Here is a 14,971-nt window from a genome sequence, read left to right on the forward strand (position 1 = left end):
CTGCCCCCCTGCGCGCCCTGCAGGTATTTGAAACCCTGGGCCACAGCCAGAGCCTGAACGAGGCCGCCCGCCGCCTGCAGATCACTCCCGGCGCCATCAGCCAGCAATTGCGACTGCTGGAAGAGAGCCTGGGCTGCAGCCTGACCTACAAGGAAGGCAAGCGCCTGCGCCTGACCGCCGCCGGCAGCCGCTTCCACGACATCTGCTCGCAGGCTTTCGAGCTGTTGCGCGAAGGGCAGCAGGAAATGGAGCGTTCGCGCAACACCAGCCTGCTGTCCATCAGCGCCGTGCCGTCCCTGCTCAAGACCTGGGTGGCGCCGCTCGCCTTCGACTGGCAGGAGCAGCACGACCCCGGCCTGACCCTGCACCTGAAAGGCAGCCACGCCGAGCCGGACCTGGAGGCCGAGCGCATCGATTTCCGCATCACCTACGGTCAGGCCGGGGCGCGCCCCAATGGTTCGGCGCAGCTATACACGGACCGCGTGGTTCCGGCCTGCAGCCCCGCCCTGCTCCAGGGCAAGCCGGCCCTGCGCCAGCCGCGCGACCTGCTGGCCTACCCCCTGCTGTCCTCGGACTGGCAGCCGCGCTTCACCTCTCCGCCCTCCTGGCGCGAGTGGTTCGAGGCGGCCGGCGTGGACAGCGGCGACGCGCCGCTGGACCGTTTCCGGATCTTTTCCCTGTCCCACATGGCCATAGACTCCGCCGTGGCCGGCCAGGGCTTCGTGCTGGCGCAATGCTCCATGATCGAGCGCGAACTGCGCACCGGGCAGCTCGTGCTGCCCTTCTCGCTTTCCCTGCCCCTGCCCTGGCCCTATGTACTGACCTGGCGTGCAGGCGTCTTCGAATCCCTGCAAAGCCGCGAATTCCACCGCTGGCTGCTCAACCGGGGACGCCAGCAGGAGCGCCTGAACCAGGACATGCTGGCGCGGGCGCTGAACCCGACCGCCGCAGCCACGCCCGAATAGATCGGGCTGGATCCAAAGCTCCTGCCTGAAGACCGTTTCATGAACGCCGACGGGCAAAATGATAGATAGACACTCGACGACATTTTTTCAATTCATTTATGGGTTGAAAAAATGTCAAAATATCTCTATCATGGAGCTGGAACCGTGACGCCGAACTACAAGCCGCCGTTCAGTCGTTTTGTGAAAAAGGCTCGTAAGCCTTTCCAGCTCGCCATCGAAGATGCCGTGCAGGACATTTGCGACAAGCCCTGGATCGGCGCTGCCAAGGCCGGCGATCTGCTGGCCATCAGGGTCTACAAATTCTACTTCCAGCAACAAGAGCTCCTGATCGCGTACCACTGCCGCTCGTCCGCTGACACGGGATCTGGAGCCTCGCCCATCATCGATTTTTACCTGATTGGGCCCCACGAAAATTTCTACGCTGACCTCAAACGATATCTACGATCAGGACGATAGCACCATGCCACATGCCATCACCGCCGAAGAACTCTTCCAGGACCTGAAGCAGATGCCGGAAACCGAACGGCAGAAATTCTTCGTCCTGCTTGCCAAGAAAGCGTTCCAGGAAAAAGACCTGAGCCACGACGAACTGTTCGGCCATCTGTCCGGCGACTATTTCACTGCAGAAGAAGCCTGCGGATATCTGGAAATATCCATGTCCACCTTCCGCCGCTGCGTCAACGACGGCCGCCTCCAGGCAAGCAGCGCCATAGGCCGCAGCCAGCTCTTCGCCGTCAGCGACCTGAAACGCTTCAAGAAAGCGCGCAAAGCTGTAAAGAACACGGCCTCGCGCCAAGTGGCCTAGCGATCCAGCACGCGTCCCGGATTCAGGATCTGCTGCGGATCCAGCAACTGCAGGATGGCGCGCATGCGGTCGCGCTCGACGGCGTTGCGGCTGTAGTGCAGAAAGGGCTTCTTGATGCGGCCTATGCCATGCTCGGCGGAAATGCTGCCGCCCACGGCCTGCACGGCCTGGTACACCTTTTCTTCCACGGCCAGCAGATCGTCGGGCGCATGCGGTCCGGTGGACAGGTGCAGATTACCGTCGCCCAGGTGGCCGAAGAACAGGTGGCGCGCCTGGGGATAGGCCTCGGACAGCGCCTGGCGGATGTCGCGCACGAAGGCGTCGGTATGCTCCAGCGGGATGCCCACGTCGAAGGCCACGTAGGGCTTCATGCCGGAGAGGATCTCCCCGATGGCGTCGCGCAGGCGCCATAGCTGGGCGGCCTGTTCCTGGCTTTGCGGCAGGATGGCGTCCACCGCCACGCCCTCTTCCAGGCATTCGCCCAGGAACTGCTCCAGCAAGGCTTCGGATTCGGGACGGTCCCGCCCCTCCATCTCCAGCAGCACATACACGGGATGGACTGCATCGAAGGGCGCGCGGCAGTCCAGGCGCTGCGCGGCCGCCTGCAGGTAATCCTGCCACATCACCTCGAACGAGGACAGTTCCGCCAGCGCCCCGCGCGCCCTGTGCAGCAGGGCCACGACGCTGGGAAAATCCTCCAGCGCCAGCAAGGCGCTGTAGCGACGTTGCGGCAGGGGAAACAGGCGCAGCACCACCTGGGTGATGACGCCCAGCGTGCCTTCCGTGCCGATGAACAGGTGCTTCAGGTCCAGGCCGGTGTTGTTCTTCAGCCCCCGGTTGAGCATGGACAGCACGGTGCCGTCCGCCAGCACCGCCTCCAGGCCCAGCACCAGCTCGCGCATGGTGCCATAGCGCAGGACGCGGTTGCCGCCGGCGTTGGTCGCCACGTTGCCGCCGATCTGGCAGGAACCGCGCGCGCCCAGGTCCATGGGGAAATACCAGCCGCGCTCCTGCACGTAGTCGCACAAGGCCTGCAGCACCATGCCGGCCTGCACCCGCACCGTGCCGCCCACCGGGTCGAAATCCAGCACCTGGTTCATGCGTTCCAGGGTCAACACCGCCTCGCCCCGGCCGGGCACGGCGCCGCCCGCCAGCCCCGTCAGGCCGCCCTGGATGCAGACTGGCCGACCCTGCTCATGACAATGGCGCAGGAAAGCGGCCACTTCTTCGGTATTGCGCGGACGCGCGACCTGCGCGGGCGGCTGGTCCGCCGCCTCGCCGCTGGCGTCCTGCATATAGGGCGCCATGCGATCGGCATCGCGCAGGATTTCCAGGGAGTCGTCCAGGGACGGCGAGACGGTGGTCATGGGAGCTCCTATGCCTGGGCGGTTTCCTGGGCCACCACGGCGGCCAGGGACTGGGCGAAGTAATCGACATTGGACGTGTTCAGGCCGGGCACGCTGATACGGCCCGAGTCGATGATGTACACGCCGTAGTCGCGTCGCAGCGCCTCCAGCTGGGGCAGGCTCAGGCCGGTGTAGCAGAACATGCCGCGCTGCTTGACGAAATAGCTGCTGTCGTACTGCGGGGCGATTTCCTTCAGGCGCTCGTGCACCAGCTGGCGCAGCTGGGCGGTGCGGGGGCGCATGGCCTCCACTTCCGCCTTCCATACCGCGAACAGGGCCGGATCGGCCAGCACCGTGGCCACGGCCTGGCCGCCGTGCGAGGGCGGATTGGAGTAGATGCGGCGGGCCACGGCCTTGAGCTGGCCCAGCACGCGGCCGGCTTCCTCGGCGCTCTGGCAGACCACGGACAGGCCGCCGCAGCGCTCGGAGTAATAGGAAAAGTTCTTGGAGAAGGAGTTGGCCACCAGGAAGGTCATGCCGGCATCCGCCATGGCGCGCACGGCGAAGGCGTCCTCGTCCAGGCCGCGGCCGAAGCCCTGGTAGGCCATGTCCAGGAAGGGGATCAGCTTGCGCTCCTGCAGCACGGGGATCAGCTCCAGCCACTGCGCATCGCTCAGGTCCGCGCCGGTGGGGTTGTGGCAGCAGGGATGCAGCAGCACGATGCTGCGCTCGGGCAAGGCGGCAATGTCCTGCATCAGGCCGGCGAAGTCCAGCCCGCGCGTGGCCGCGTCGTAATAACGGTAGGTGTGGGTGGGAATGCCCGCGCCCTGGAAGATGGCATGGTGGTTGTCCCAGGCCGGATCGCTGATCCACATCTCGCTGTGCGGATAGGCATCGTGCAGGAAGTCCCCGCCCACCTTGAGCGCGCCGGTGCCGCCCAGGGTCTGGATGGTGGCGACACGGCCTTCGGCAAGCGCCTTGCTGTCCGCGCCGAACACCAGCTTCTGCACCGCCTCGCGGTACGAAGCCAGTCCCTCGATGGGCAGGTAGCCGCGCGGCAGGCCCTTGGCGGCCCAGTGGTCTTCGGCCCGGCGGGCCACGTCCAGCAAGGGCAGGCGGCCCTGCTCGTCGTAGTACAGGCCCACCGTCAGATTGACCTTGCGCTCGCGCGGATCGGCGTGAAATGCCTCGCCCAGACGGAAAATCGGGTCGCCGCCATAGGCCTTCAGATGCTCAAACATGGTTCTTCCTTGAAAAATTCCGGTTAAGGACCCTAGGCCACCGCCGCCCGCGGCTGGCCGGCGTCTGTGGAACAGGTGCGGTCCCAGAAAGCGTTGCGTTCGATGTAATTCTGCAGGAACTGCTTCAGGCGCGGCTGCGTGGCCTGCGAGAAGACCTCGCGGGGGCTGCCCGTCACGGCGATCTCGCCTTTGTCGATGAAGACCACCCGATCCGCCACCTGGGCCGCAAAGCCCATTTCATGGGTGACCACCACCATGGTCATGCCTTCGCGGGCCAGCTCCTTCATGACCTGCAGGACTTCGCCCACCAGCTCCGGGTCCAGGGCCGAGGTGGGTTCGTCAAACAACATGATATGCGGTTCCATGGCCAATGCGCGCGCAATCGCCACGCGTTGTTGCTGCCCGCCCGACAGATTGACCGGGTAGTAGTCCACCTTGTCCGCCAGGCCGACCTTGCCCAGCATGTCACGGGCCTTCTGCAGGGCCTGTTCGCGAGGCAGGCGCTTGACGCGCAGCAGCGCCTCGGCCACGTTGCCCAGCGCCGTCATGTGGGGCCACAGATTGAACTGCTGGAACACCATGCCCACGTGCCGGCGCACCTGGTTCAGCTCGGCGCGGCTCGCCTTGACGCGGCGCCCGTCCGGCTTGTCCACGTAGCCCAGCAGTTGTCCCTCGATCAGCACCTCGCCGTTGTCGTACTCTTCCAGAAAGGCCAGCGAACGCAGCAGGGTACTCTTGCCCGAGCCCGACGGGCCGATGATGCAGGTCACCTCGGAGCGGCGCACGCCCATGGAGATGTTCTTGAGCACCTGCACCGATCCATAGCTCTTGCTGATGTTGCGCACCTCGACCAGGCAGGCCGGGTCGCGGGCCGGAACAGGGCTTATCGTCTTGTCCATGTCTTGTCTCCTTGCTTGCCCGGCTCAACGCGCCAGGAAGCGGCAACTGCGGGCCTCGGCCCAGCGTCCCAGCCGCTCGGTCACGGCCACCAGGATCAGGTAGGCCACGCAAAGCAACAGGGTGGTTTCCAGGTAGGCGAACTGTTCATTGCCGATCTGCACCATCACGGCCGTCAGCTCCGGAACGGTGACGATGGACAGGATGGCGGTTTCCTTGCTCAGGATGATGATCAGGTTCAGCAGGGACGGCGTGATGATGACCAGCATCTGCGGCAGCTTGACGCGCCAGATCACGTCCAGCCGCGACAGCCCCAGGAATTCGGCCGCCTCCACCTGCCCTTTGGGCACGGCGGCGAAACCGCCGCGGAACACCTCGGCGAAATAGGCGCTGCCGTAGATCGTCAGCCCCAGGACGCCCGCCTGCAGCGCGGACAGATCCAGGCCTATCGTGGGCCCGCCGTAATAAAGCACGAACAACTGCACCAGGAAGGGCGTGGTGCGTATCGCCTCGATGTAGACGCGCAGCACCGCGCGCGCCGCCAGCCCGCCGTACTGCTGCAGCACGGCGATCACGAAGCCCAGCGCCATGCCCAGCGCCACCGAGACGACCCAGCAGAACACCGTCATCAGGAAACCGCGCCCTATGGCCGGCCAGTACTCGGCCAGCACGCCGAAATCGATATTCATCAGACCGTCCTCCCGAAACGGCGCTCGGCCAGGTGTCCCAGCACCGACAACGCTCCATTGATCACGAAGTACACCAGGGCGGCGCTCAGGTAGATCTCCATGGGAAGGAACGTGTTGGCGGCGATGTTCTGGGCCATGCGCGTCAGCTCCGTCACGCCGACCACCGAGATCAGCGACGAGGCCTTGACCAGCATGATCATTTCATTGACCAGGGCAGGCGTGGTCAGGCGCAACGCCTGCGGCACCTGGATGCGCAGCAAGGTCTGCAAGGGAGAAAAGCCCAGCAATTGCGTGGCTTCCATCTGCCCCTTGGGAATGCCCATGAAGCCGCCGCGCAGTATTTCGCCGATATAGGCGCCCTCGCACAAGGAAATGGACACGATGGCCGCCACCAGGGGCGGGACGTTCACGCCGATGACGGGCAGGAAATAGAACACGACCATCAACTGCACCAGCAGCGGGATGCCGCGGAACACGAAGACATAGGCGCCCGCCGCGCGACGCAGCAGCGGCGAGGCCGACAGGCTGGCCGAGGCCACCAGCACGGCGATCACGAAACCCAGCGCCAGGCCCACCGCCGACACGAACAGCGTCATGCGCGCCGCCTGCACCAGCAGGGGCATGGCATCGAGCGCAACATCGAACTCAAGCATGATTCTTACCTCTTGGCGGGCGCCCGGAGCAAAGATCCGGACGCCCATGCGAAGGAGGCGGCGCCGTCCGGGGCGCCGCCGGCGCATCAGACCTCGGGCTGGAAACCCGCCGCGGGCACGTCCATTTCCATGCCGAACCACTTCTGCTGCAGCTTGGCCAGCGAACCATCGGCGCGCATCTCCCCCAGCGCCTTGTTGAAGGCCTCCAGCAGGGAGCGGCTATCCTCGTCCTTGCGCATGAAATAGGCGAAATAGACCTTCTTGCCGAACGGCGGCTGCACCACCTGGAACATCTTGGGCCGCTGCTTGGCCACATAGGCAATGTTGGTGATGGAATTGCCCACGGCCGCCAGGCGGCCCGAAACGATGTCGGCATAGGCCTGATTGTTGTCCACGTACTCCCTCACCTCCACGGGCTTGGGCAGCGTGGCCGCGAAGGTCTTGAGCTGCTCGAGCTGCGCCGAGCCCTTGCTGCCGCCGACCGTCAGGCCGGCTATGTCCTCGGGTTTTTGCAGGGCGTCGTTCTTGGCGCTCTTGAGCAGGGCCACGGTGCCGTCGGCCACCGGCAGGGTGAAGGCGTAACGCTCCTTGCGCGCCTGCGTCACCAGGATGGGGCCCCCGCCCATGTCGAACTTGCTGGCGTCCAGCCCGGGCAGCACGCTGGGCCAGGGCAGATCGATGAAGCGCACTTTCACGCCCAGCTTCTCGGCCACCGCGCCGAACAGGTCCTTGTTGAAGCCGGTCTGCTGCCCGTTCTCGTGGAAATCAAAAGGGGCGAACTGCATTTCCGTGCCCACCACCAGCTCGCCCGCGTTCTTGATGCGCGCCAGGAGGTCCTGGGCATGCACGGGCGCGGCCATCAGCGTCATGGTCAAGGTGACGGCACAGGCATTGATCAGGGATTTGATCCGCATTTCTCGTACTCCTCCAAGGGGCGGTCCGGAACCCGGTCGGCCGGCTCGCCCGTTCATTTTTATGTGAAGTTCAACGACAGGATCGACCGTCCCGACTAGCCCGGCCGTTTGCCACCGGCCCCGCGGCCAGGGCGGCGCCGCGGGATCATGCTTGCCCCGCCTGCCCGAGCAGCTCAGGCGGGACAAGCGAATGTGGTTCAAAAAAGTATATACATAGTGATTAAGGTGTCAACGAAAAGGCGGCGGGCAAGCTGCGTTTTTAGGGAAAATACCCAGCCTGCCCGTATGCGCCGGACAGGGTTCCGCCCCCTTGACATGCGCGTGTCGCGCAAGACCGTTAACATGGGACTTTCGCCCTGTTTCAAAAGGAGTCAGCCGTGACCGTATCGCCGCCCCCCGCCTCCCTTTCCTGCCCCCTGGAAGGAGCCAGCAATTTCCGCGACATCGGCGGCTACGCCGCGGGCGCGGGACATTTCCGCAAAGGCCGCGTATACCGATCCGATCATCTGGCCGACCTCAGCCCGCAGGACCTGCGCATCCTGCAGGAACTGGGCATCGCCCGTTCGCTGGACTTTCGCGGCGCGCACGAGCGCCAGCGCTCGCCCTACCAGTATGACTTCCTGGCCAGCCACGCCCTGACCGTGGAGCCCACCATCCTGCCCGACCTGGCCGCCGTGGCAAGCCAGGGCCGGCTCGACGCCGACATGGCGCGCAAGGTCATGAACAAGACCTACACGGAATTCGTGACGCAGCACTCGGCCACCTTCGCGCAGGTCTTCGACCAGTTGCTGGAGGCGGACGCGCCCGTGGTGATGCACTGCACCGCCGGCAAGGACCGCACCGGCTTTGCCGTGGCGCTGCTGCACCGGGCGGCCGGAGTGGGGCCGGACGACGTCATGCACGATTACCTGCTGACACGCCGGCTGTTCCGCCGCCCCGACCTGCCCGACAACCGCGGCCTGAGCGAAGAAGTGCTGGAGATCCTGTGGGGCGTGGAGCCCGAGTTCCTGGAGACGGCCTTCAAGACCATAGACCGCGAGCACGGCAGCTTCGAACGTTACGCCCAACAGGCCCTGAATCTGGACGCGGCCCGGCGCGACGCCCTGCTGGAGCGTTATACGGCATAAGGCCGGTTCAGGCCGACACCACGCCGCTGGCCGCTTCCAGCTCCCAGCGGCCATCCAGGCTCAAGGAATGCCCCAGCACGCTGCGCCAGGTGGCCAGGTCGTGCATGGGCGTGAACAAAGGCATGCAATAACGCGGCTGCAGCATGTCCGCCAGCCAGCGCAGGTCCGTCAGACGCGGATGGACATTCCAGCACAGCACATGGGTGCCGCGCGGCGCATGCGGCGCCACATAGCCGGTATGAACCAGCAAGCGCCCCGTGAGCGAATCCGCGCCGGCGAAGGCGCCCGGCCCGCCCTTGCGTATCAGTTCGCCCGCCATGCCGCTGATCCCGTCCGGATCGCCGGCCAGCACCAGATGCGCATTCGGGTCGAACACGGCCGCGCGCGGCATCAGTTCGCGCAGCTCCTGCTGCACCCCCGGCAGCAGCAGGTCCCCGCTCTGGTAGACCAGGCGGGTCAGGTTTTCATAGCATTCGGCATCCATGCTCCAGTCCGCGTGGCCAAGCTGGTGACGCCACAGGGCGATCTCGATGGCGCGGCCGGTGGGCGGCACGGGCAACAGGGCCGGCTGGCCTTCCAGCAACTGGTCCAGGGCCACCGCGGCCACCTGGCGCGACTGGTCGTACAGTCCGTAGGACGCATCCAGCAGCGCCAGTTGCGCCGGCGGCGGCAGGTCGAAGGGAAACAGCAGGGACTCACAGGAGAAATCGCCGCTGTAGAACACGCCCCCGCCCACGTCCAGGTGCAGCCAGACCCCGCCCAGCGCATGGCCCGACAGGCCGGTCTGCACCGCCACGCCATCGATGTACGTGACGCCCCGCGTGGGCAGCTCACGCCAGATCCGGCCCGGCGGCAGGCAGCGCGCCGTCGCCGCCGTGGCGTAGACCGGCACATGCTCGGGCAGCAGGTGCAGGGAACCCATGTGGTCCTGATGGTCGTGGGTCAACAGCACGGCGTCCACTGCCAGGCCCTGGTGCCAGTCGCAGCGCTGGCCCGGATACAGGGGGCCCCCGGCATCGAGCAGCAGGCGCAGGCCGCGAGCCTCGACCAGGATGGCGGCCGGCGACTTGCTGCCATGCCCGCTCAGCACGGTAACGGTGGCGTGGCTCATGGCAGGTCTCCCCTTGCGCGGGCGCGCCGCGCCATTCCCCGCCTGCCGGCGGCCCGGCCGCATGAATGACCGGCCGTGCGCCAAGAAGCGAAAACATGGGCTTGGAATGCAGGCCGCCCATGGACCCGGCTGACAGGGGATGACATAAATTTAAAGAACCGGGACGCAAGCGCCGCCCCGACATGAAAACCAAGACAGGTTCAGGTTAAACAAGAGTTCTTTCAGTCCTGTTAAAGTTTTGTGTCAGTAAGATGGCAAAGGCGCCTAAGCAAAAAAAAGAGCGCCGCAAGCGGCGCTCCAAAGGGGGGAAACGGCGGCAAAACGTCAGGTGATCAGCGGAGTCAACAGCACGGCCAGGCCCACGGCCGTCAGCAGACGCATCACGATGCCCAGAACGGCGGCTTTCATGGCTTCTTTTTCCGTCAGATCGGAGCATTCCGCCCAGACCACCGGAATCTGGCCGAACACCGCTGACAAGGGCAGGCCCGAGGAGGCCAGCACGAAAGAGCCCACCACCAGGGACGGATCCAGGGTGGAGGCCATGGCCTGCAGCTTGCCCATGGCCAGGGTCGGACTGACCAGCATGGCCAGCACGCCGGTTTCGGGATGGATGTTCATGGCCAGCAAGGCGCGCTCCAGCAGACTGCTGACCGGCTGCCAGACGCCGATGTGATCCAGCAGCCCGATCACGCAAAAGACCAGGGCCACGGCGGGGATCAGGATCAGGAGCAGCAGCTCCACGCCTTCACGCGCCGCCTTGAACAGCATGGGCGCAAAATCGATGTCGGGCGTGAAGCGCGGCGCGGCCAGCAGGTCCACCGAACGCACGTCGCGGTACACCAGCCGCGACAGGATCAGCGGCGAGAGCAGCAAAGGTCCGAAGATGGCGATCAGCACCACGGCGAATACGTTCACGCCGGCAAACGTCAGGGCCATCATGCCCAGCATGAAGGTGGAAAAGGACTGCTGGGACTGCACCATGGTGGCAACGGCGATCTTCTGCTCGTCGCGCGCGGCGCCCGCCTTGCGCAGCAGCGGGCCGGAAATGCGGCCGGCGGCGTTGATGTCGCCGAAGATGTTGTACACGCTGGGGATGATCACGGCCGGATTGATGCCGATGGCGCGCATGGCCGGCATGAACACCCGCATCATGGCGTCGGTGAAGCCCAGGCGCTCCAGCAGGCGCCCGATGATCACGCTGATGATGACCGCCACCCCGACCTGGCCGGTCAGGAACACGTCCACCACCACGGGCTTGACCTTGTTGAGCACCGTGTCGAAGGCGCCCGACAGCGTGGCCGGGAAGAAGAACAGCGTCAGCATGGCCAGGGCCAGCAAGGCCAGGCCCACGACTTCGATGCGCTCCAGAGGCCGGCGGCCCGCCGGCGGGGAATGCACGACCTTGTCGATTTCTATGGTTTTGTTATCCATGTCTCTCTCCGTCTTGGGGGATGGGACCTACTGGAAGCTCAATATATTCTTGCCCATCAAGTGGGCGGTGGAAAAATGCCGGGCATACTCGCGCAGGCGCGTGCCGCCCACCTGGTGGACCGGCGTGGACGTGACCCGATCGCGGAAGACCACGACCTCCACCCCGTCCAGCAAGGCGCTCAGCGCATAGGCTAGCGGCAGTCCGTTCTCCAGGATCTCCAGCACGTGGCTGTTGCCTACCAGGAAGTTCAGGCCCAGTTCGCGGGCGCATTCGATCAGGGCGTGGCCGTCGTAGACACGACTGATGGAGGCCAGCACCGTGTCCACCCCGGGGTTCTCGGCCACGGCCTGGCGCAGATGCTCGGGACTGAAGCCCGTGTGCGGGAAGATGTGCAGGATGCGGCTGACCGGACTGTCGGGCCGGCCCAGGCGAATGGCGCCGCGCGTCAGCGTGCTGGTTTCCTGAATGTCCTCGTTGCCCTTGATGCGGCGCTCGGCCTGCAGGATCTGCTCCTCCAGGTCCAGCCCCATGAAACCGTCCAGGCGCGCCAGCATGTCTCCCAGCGTGCGCACGTCCTCCAGCGGCTCGCCCACGAACATGACATTGCCATGGATGCCGCCATAGGAGATATCGCTCTTGCGCACCTTGTGGCCATGCAGGAAGGCGATGCCGGGGTGCAGGCCGTGAAAGGCCTCGTGGCACTCCAGCGCGGCCACGCCATACAGGTTCAGGTAATCCTTCAAGGTGACGCCGCCGCAGCTTGCGGCATCGGCAATGGGATGGTGGGCCACGATGGCGTCCACGCCCGTCGCCCCCGCCAGCTCGATGCTCAGCTCGGACATGGTCATGCACACGGCCACCTTGCGGATCTCCTTGTTGGGATCGCCATGGATCAGCCCCGGGATCTCCAGCACCGCCTTGCCGTAGATTCCCGAGGACTTCCAGATCACGAAGGGATGGTGGCCATGCTTGACCTCGTCCATACAGGAGACCATGCGGCCTCCCGTGATCACGTTCAATGCGTCCAGCAAATCGGCTACATAGGCCATTTTCTTGTCTCCAAAAAAAAAAGCCGGCCTCCGGCCCTGGGACTTCCCAGTGCCCGAGGCCGGCGGTATGTAAGTGCTTCCTGTCGGCGACTTCCGTGACCCGTCCCGCGCATGCCGGGATCGGGCCCGCGGGCCGGCGCGCTCAAGGCGCCCGGTCCGCGGCGAAAGGACAACAAGACTGTCTACCAGTCAGCTGCTTGTCATGGATGGCGAATTCAGGCAGCCGGCTCGCGCCGGCGCCGCTGCGTTCACACCCCCTTTTTCAACAACACCATGGTGGAGGACAGTTCCGCGCCGGCGTCGTAATCCTTGAAGATCGCCACCACGTCCAGTCCGTACTGCTCCACCAGAACCTGCTTCATCTCCTTCTTGAAGGCCTTGATCAGGTACAGATCGGCCAGGTCGGCGATATGCGCGTTCTCACGGCTCAGAGCCTGCAGCGCCGGCTGGCGCTTGTGGACGGCCAACATGCTGATCCGGTCTTCGTGCACATCGATCTTCAGCGTCACTACGCCGGAGGCGAAGATGCTGCTGTTGATGCGGTTGTAGTCCCGTGTCAGCGCCTCCTTGAATTCGCCTGGTGAAGAACAGCCTGCCATTCCCCTTGTCTACCCCCAACATGCTTGAATTGTTCTATGTCTGTTCAGTGGGCGAGGGCCTGCTCCTGTTGCGCCTGCCTGAGCCGATGGCGGCGATACGCCAGCCCGGCCACGGCAATGTCCTCGATCGCCACACCCACCGATTTATACACGCAAATGCCCTGTTCATCGTAGCCCTGGCCGGGGGCCAGTCCCAGCCAGTCGCTCAATTCGCACAATTTGTCCTGCACGCCGCAATCCGGCGCAGCCAGGATCAAGTCCCCGGCCTCGGCCAGCGTCTGCGGCGCCCATTCCACCACCACGCGTTGCGCGCGGCGCAGGCAGGCATCGTCCAGTTCGCGCGCCGTGGGCAGGCTGGAGCCGACAGCCGCCACGAAGCAGCCCGGCTTGAGCGCACGGCCGTCGAACAGCGGCTCGCGGCTGCGGCTGGCCGTCACCAGGATGTCCGCCTGGGCGGCGATCTCCTCGGGACTGGCGGCGCGCACCGGCACGCCGCACTCCAGTTCCAGCCGGCGGCAGCGCTCCTCGTCCACGCCGGGGCTCCACACCAGCACGCGGCGCAGATCGAACGCCTGGCAGAACTGGCGCGCATGCGCCACGCCCTGGGCGCCCAGGCCCAGCACGCCCAGCGTCTGCGACTGCGGGCTCGCGCCGCGCCGCGCCGCCAGCACCGAGCAGGCCGCCGTGCGCCATTGCGTGATGGCCCCGGCTTCGAAGCTTGCCAGGGCGGCGCCGCTGACCGTGTCAAAGAGCACGATCACGAAATTGAAGGCCCCCCGCACCGTGGTGTAGATCTTGGCCCCGGCCACCTGCTGGCCGGGAATCACCGCCCCCAGCGTGGACAGGCGTATGCCGCCCGCCTCGGTGCGCAAGCGGCGCTGCTGCGCGGCCTGCGCGCGCCCGAATTCCCCGAAGGCTTCCTCCAGCGCCGCCTGGACGGCGGGTGCGTCCAGCAGCTCGTGCAGTTCCTGATCCGTCAGATGCAGCATGCGCGCTCTCCCGGCCTACCAGGCCACCGTGACGTCGCCGCGCACGAAGGTCTGGCACGCCATGCGAAAGCCCCGGGCCAGATCCTCGGCGGACAGATGCTTGTGTTCCTTGGGCTTGACCGCGTCGGTGTTGTCCAGCCCTTCGGTGATGCGGCACTTGCAGGTGCCGCAGATGCCGCCGCCGCACTTGAAAGGAATGCCGCCGCGCTCGCGGATGGATACGCGCAGCAGATTGCTGTTCTCCGCCGCCGACACCACCAGGTCGTTGTTCGATGCAAATGTAATCTGAACCATGTTCTGCTACCTCAGGTTTGCTGCTGACCACGCGCCTTCGCGCCAGCCTCGCCGTTCACGGCGGGCTCGCTCGAGGCCGTCCCGGTGTGGCGCTGAAAGCGCCCCTGCATGGAGGCGGAAACGCTCCGTCCGTCGGCACGGAGCTGTGCGCATGCGCGCAGCTCGGCCGCCATGGTGACGAGACGGGTCAGGCCTGCCAGCTCCTCATAGGCCTGCTCCCGCGTATCGAATTTCTCCATCTGCCGGGTGGGGATGTCGTTGACGGTCCCGCCCGGGGTCTCCTCCACGATGCGCACGCGAGATCCGTCCTGGACGCGGGCAATGGCGAAGATCGCCTTGAGCCGGCCGTGGAAATGGTATTCATACGCCGCCACCGTCTCCACGCCCGCGCCCGGTTCCGTGCGGTACTCGCCCGGCTTGCTGGTCAGCACCACATACATTACTGCACCTCCTGTGTATCGGCTTGCTCCAGGGCGATGTCCTGGCTGATCCACAACTGGCACGCCAGGCGCCAGCCCTGGTCCAGGCGCTCGCCCAGCTGTTTCTTTTCCTTCCAGTTGGCGGCCGGCAGATGCTCGGCCCCCTCCAGCACGCGGCAGGCGCACTTGGCGCACTTGCCCATGCCGCAACCGTAGGTCAGGTGGGGAAAGGGAAACTGCTTGATTCCCGCCCGCACCACCAGGTTGGTGTTCTCCTGCACCTCGCCCACATGGACCTGGCCATTCTTGTGAAAGGTAATGGTTGGCATAAGGCCTCCTGCTTGCTGCCAATGTTGCGACCGGATTGCCAGCCCTGTCCGCCTAAAAATCCATGAACGGTATACCAACTTGAAAAACGTGCTGTTCAGGCAACGATTTTTC

General features: G+C 65.4%; 18 protein-coding genes. 4 read left to right on the top strand and 14 right to left on the bottom strand.

Annotated features, from left to right (window positions below):
• Positions 1–17 precede the first annotated feature (17 nt).
• The 3 genes from ACWPWO_RS15855 (at position 18) to ACWPWO_RS15865 (ending at position 1,770) form a co-directional block, all read left to right on the top strand.
• Positions 18–965, top strand: coding sequence for a LysR substrate-binding domain-containing protein (locus ACWPWO_RS15855; protein ID WP_454007512.1), 948 nt, complete (start codon positions 18–20; stop codon positions 963–965).
• A 144-nt stretch (positions 966–1,109) separates the two neighbouring features.
• Positions 1,110–1,421 (top strand): type II toxin-antitoxin system RelE/ParE family toxin, encoded by a 312-nt coding sequence (locus ACWPWO_RS15860; protein ID WP_454007388.1) that lies wholly within the window; start codon positions 1,110–1,112, stop codon positions 1,419–1,421.
• A gap of 4 nt (positions 1,422–1,425) precedes the next feature.
• Entirely contained in the window at positions 1,426–1,770 is a 345-nt protein-coding gene (locus ACWPWO_RS15865; protein WP_394062670.1) for a helix-turn-helix domain-containing protein, read from the top strand.
• On the opposite strand, the gene ACWPWO_RS15870 is transcribed toward ACWPWO_RS15865, so the two are convergent.
• The 6 genes from ACWPWO_RS15870 to ACWPWO_RS15895 form a co-directional block, all read right to left on the bottom strand.
• A complete protein-coding gene (locus ACWPWO_RS15870) occupies positions 1,767–3,137 on the bottom strand; it encodes an FAD-binding oxidoreductase (RefSeq protein ID WP_454007389.1) in 1,371 nt (456 codons plus the stop codon). The two genes, ACWPWO_RS15865 and ACWPWO_RS15870, sit on opposite strands and share 4 nt — an antisense overlap.
• 8 nt (positions 3,138–3,145) lie before the next feature.
• The gene (locus ACWPWO_RS15875; RefSeq protein ID WP_454007390.1) at positions 3,146–4,357 is read right to left on the bottom strand and encodes an amino acid aminotransferase; all 1,212 of its coding nucleotides are present in this window, start codon (positions 4,355–4,357) and stop codon (positions 3,146–3,148) included.
• 32 nt (positions 4,358–4,389) lie between these two features.
• Entirely contained in the window at positions 4,390–5,256 is an 867-nt protein-coding gene (locus ACWPWO_RS15880) for an amino acid ABC transporter ATP-binding protein (RefSeq protein ID WP_454007391.1), read from the bottom strand.
• A gap of 24 nt (positions 5,257–5,280) precedes the next feature.
• Complete coding sequence (locus ACWPWO_RS15885; RefSeq protein WP_454007513.1) at positions 5,281–5,946, bottom strand: amino acid ABC transporter permease; 666 nt, start codon at positions 5,944–5,946, stop codon at positions 5,281–5,283.
• On the bottom strand, positions 5,943–6,596 hold the full coding sequence (locus ACWPWO_RS15890; protein ID WP_394062678.1) for an amino acid ABC transporter permease: 654 nt from the start codon (positions 6,594–6,596) through the stop codon (positions 5,943–5,945). The genes ACWPWO_RS15885 and ACWPWO_RS15890 overlap by 4 nt, the downstream gene beginning before the upstream one ends.
• Positions 6,597–6,682: 86 nt before the next feature.
• Entirely contained in the window at positions 6,683–7,465 is a 783-nt protein-coding gene (locus ACWPWO_RS15895; RefSeq protein ID WP_454007514.1) for a transporter substrate-binding domain-containing protein, read from the bottom strand.
• A gap of 422 nt (positions 7,466–7,887) precedes the next feature.
• Here ACWPWO_RS15895 and ACWPWO_RS15900 point away from each other — a divergent pair, with 422 nt between their 5' ends.
• Complete coding sequence (locus ACWPWO_RS15900; RefSeq protein WP_454007392.1) at positions 7,888–8,637, top strand: tyrosine-protein phosphatase; 750 nt, start codon at positions 7,888–7,890, stop codon at positions 8,635–8,637.
• 7 nt (positions 8,638–8,644) lie between these two features.
• Here ACWPWO_RS15900 and ACWPWO_RS15905 read toward each other — a convergent pair whose 3' ends face one another.
• The 8 genes from ACWPWO_RS15905 to ACWPWO_RS15940 all read right to left on the bottom strand — a co-directional run bounded on the left by ACWPWO_RS15905 (position 8,645) and on the right by ACWPWO_RS15940 (position 14,859).
• Positions 8,645–9,748 carry an MBL fold metallo-hydrolase gene (locus ACWPWO_RS15905; RefSeq protein ID WP_454007393.1) on the bottom strand — a complete coding sequence of 368 codons (1,104 nt, stop codon included), beginning with the start codon at positions 9,746–9,748 and terminating at the stop codon, positions 8,645–8,647.
• Between the two features lie 324 nt (positions 9,749–10,072).
• Positions 10,073–11,179, bottom strand: coding sequence for a hypothetical protein (locus ACWPWO_RS15910; RefSeq protein ID WP_454007394.1), 1,107 nt, complete (start codon positions 11,177–11,179; stop codon positions 10,073–10,075).
• Positions 11,180–11,206: 27 nt separating this feature from the next.
• Entirely contained in the window at positions 11,207–12,229 is a 1,023-nt protein-coding gene (locus tag ACWPWO_RS15915; RefSeq protein WP_454007395.1) for a Nif3-like dinuclear metal center hexameric protein, read from the bottom strand.
• Between the two features lie 248 nt (positions 12,230–12,477).
• Positions 12,478–12,828, bottom strand: coding sequence for a DUF2294 domain-containing protein (locus ACWPWO_RS15920; RefSeq protein WP_454007396.1), 351 nt, complete (start codon positions 12,826–12,828; stop codon positions 12,478–12,480).
• 44 nt (positions 12,829–12,872) lie between these two features.
• Positions 12,873–13,817: an ornithine cyclodeaminase family protein gene (locus tag ACWPWO_RS15925; RefSeq protein WP_454007397.1), complete on the bottom strand. Its 945-nt coding sequence runs from the start codon at positions 13,815–13,817 to the stop codon at positions 12,873–12,875.
• 15 nt (positions 13,818–13,832) lie between these two features.
• Positions 13,833–14,111, bottom strand: coding sequence for a 2Fe-2S iron-sulfur cluster-binding protein (locus tag ACWPWO_RS15930; protein WP_454007398.1), 279 nt, complete (start codon positions 14,109–14,111; stop codon positions 13,833–13,835).
• An 11-nt stretch (positions 14,112–14,122) separates the two neighbouring features.
• Positions 14,123–14,551, bottom strand: coding sequence for a ferredoxin (locus tag ACWPWO_RS15935; RefSeq protein ID WP_454007399.1), 429 nt, complete (start codon positions 14,549–14,551; stop codon positions 14,123–14,125).
• Positions 14,551–14,859 carry a 2Fe-2S iron-sulfur cluster-binding protein gene (locus ACWPWO_RS15940; protein WP_394062698.1) on the bottom strand — a complete coding sequence of 103 codons (309 nt, stop codon included), beginning with the start codon at positions 14,857–14,859 and terminating at the stop codon, positions 14,551–14,553. Before ACWPWO_RS15940 ends, ACWPWO_RS15935 begins: the two co-directional genes overlap by 1 nt.
• Between the last annotated feature and the right edge of the window lie 112 nt (positions 14,860–14,971).

It is taken from the genome of Alcaligenes sp. Marseille-Q7550 (genome assembly GCF_965112015.1).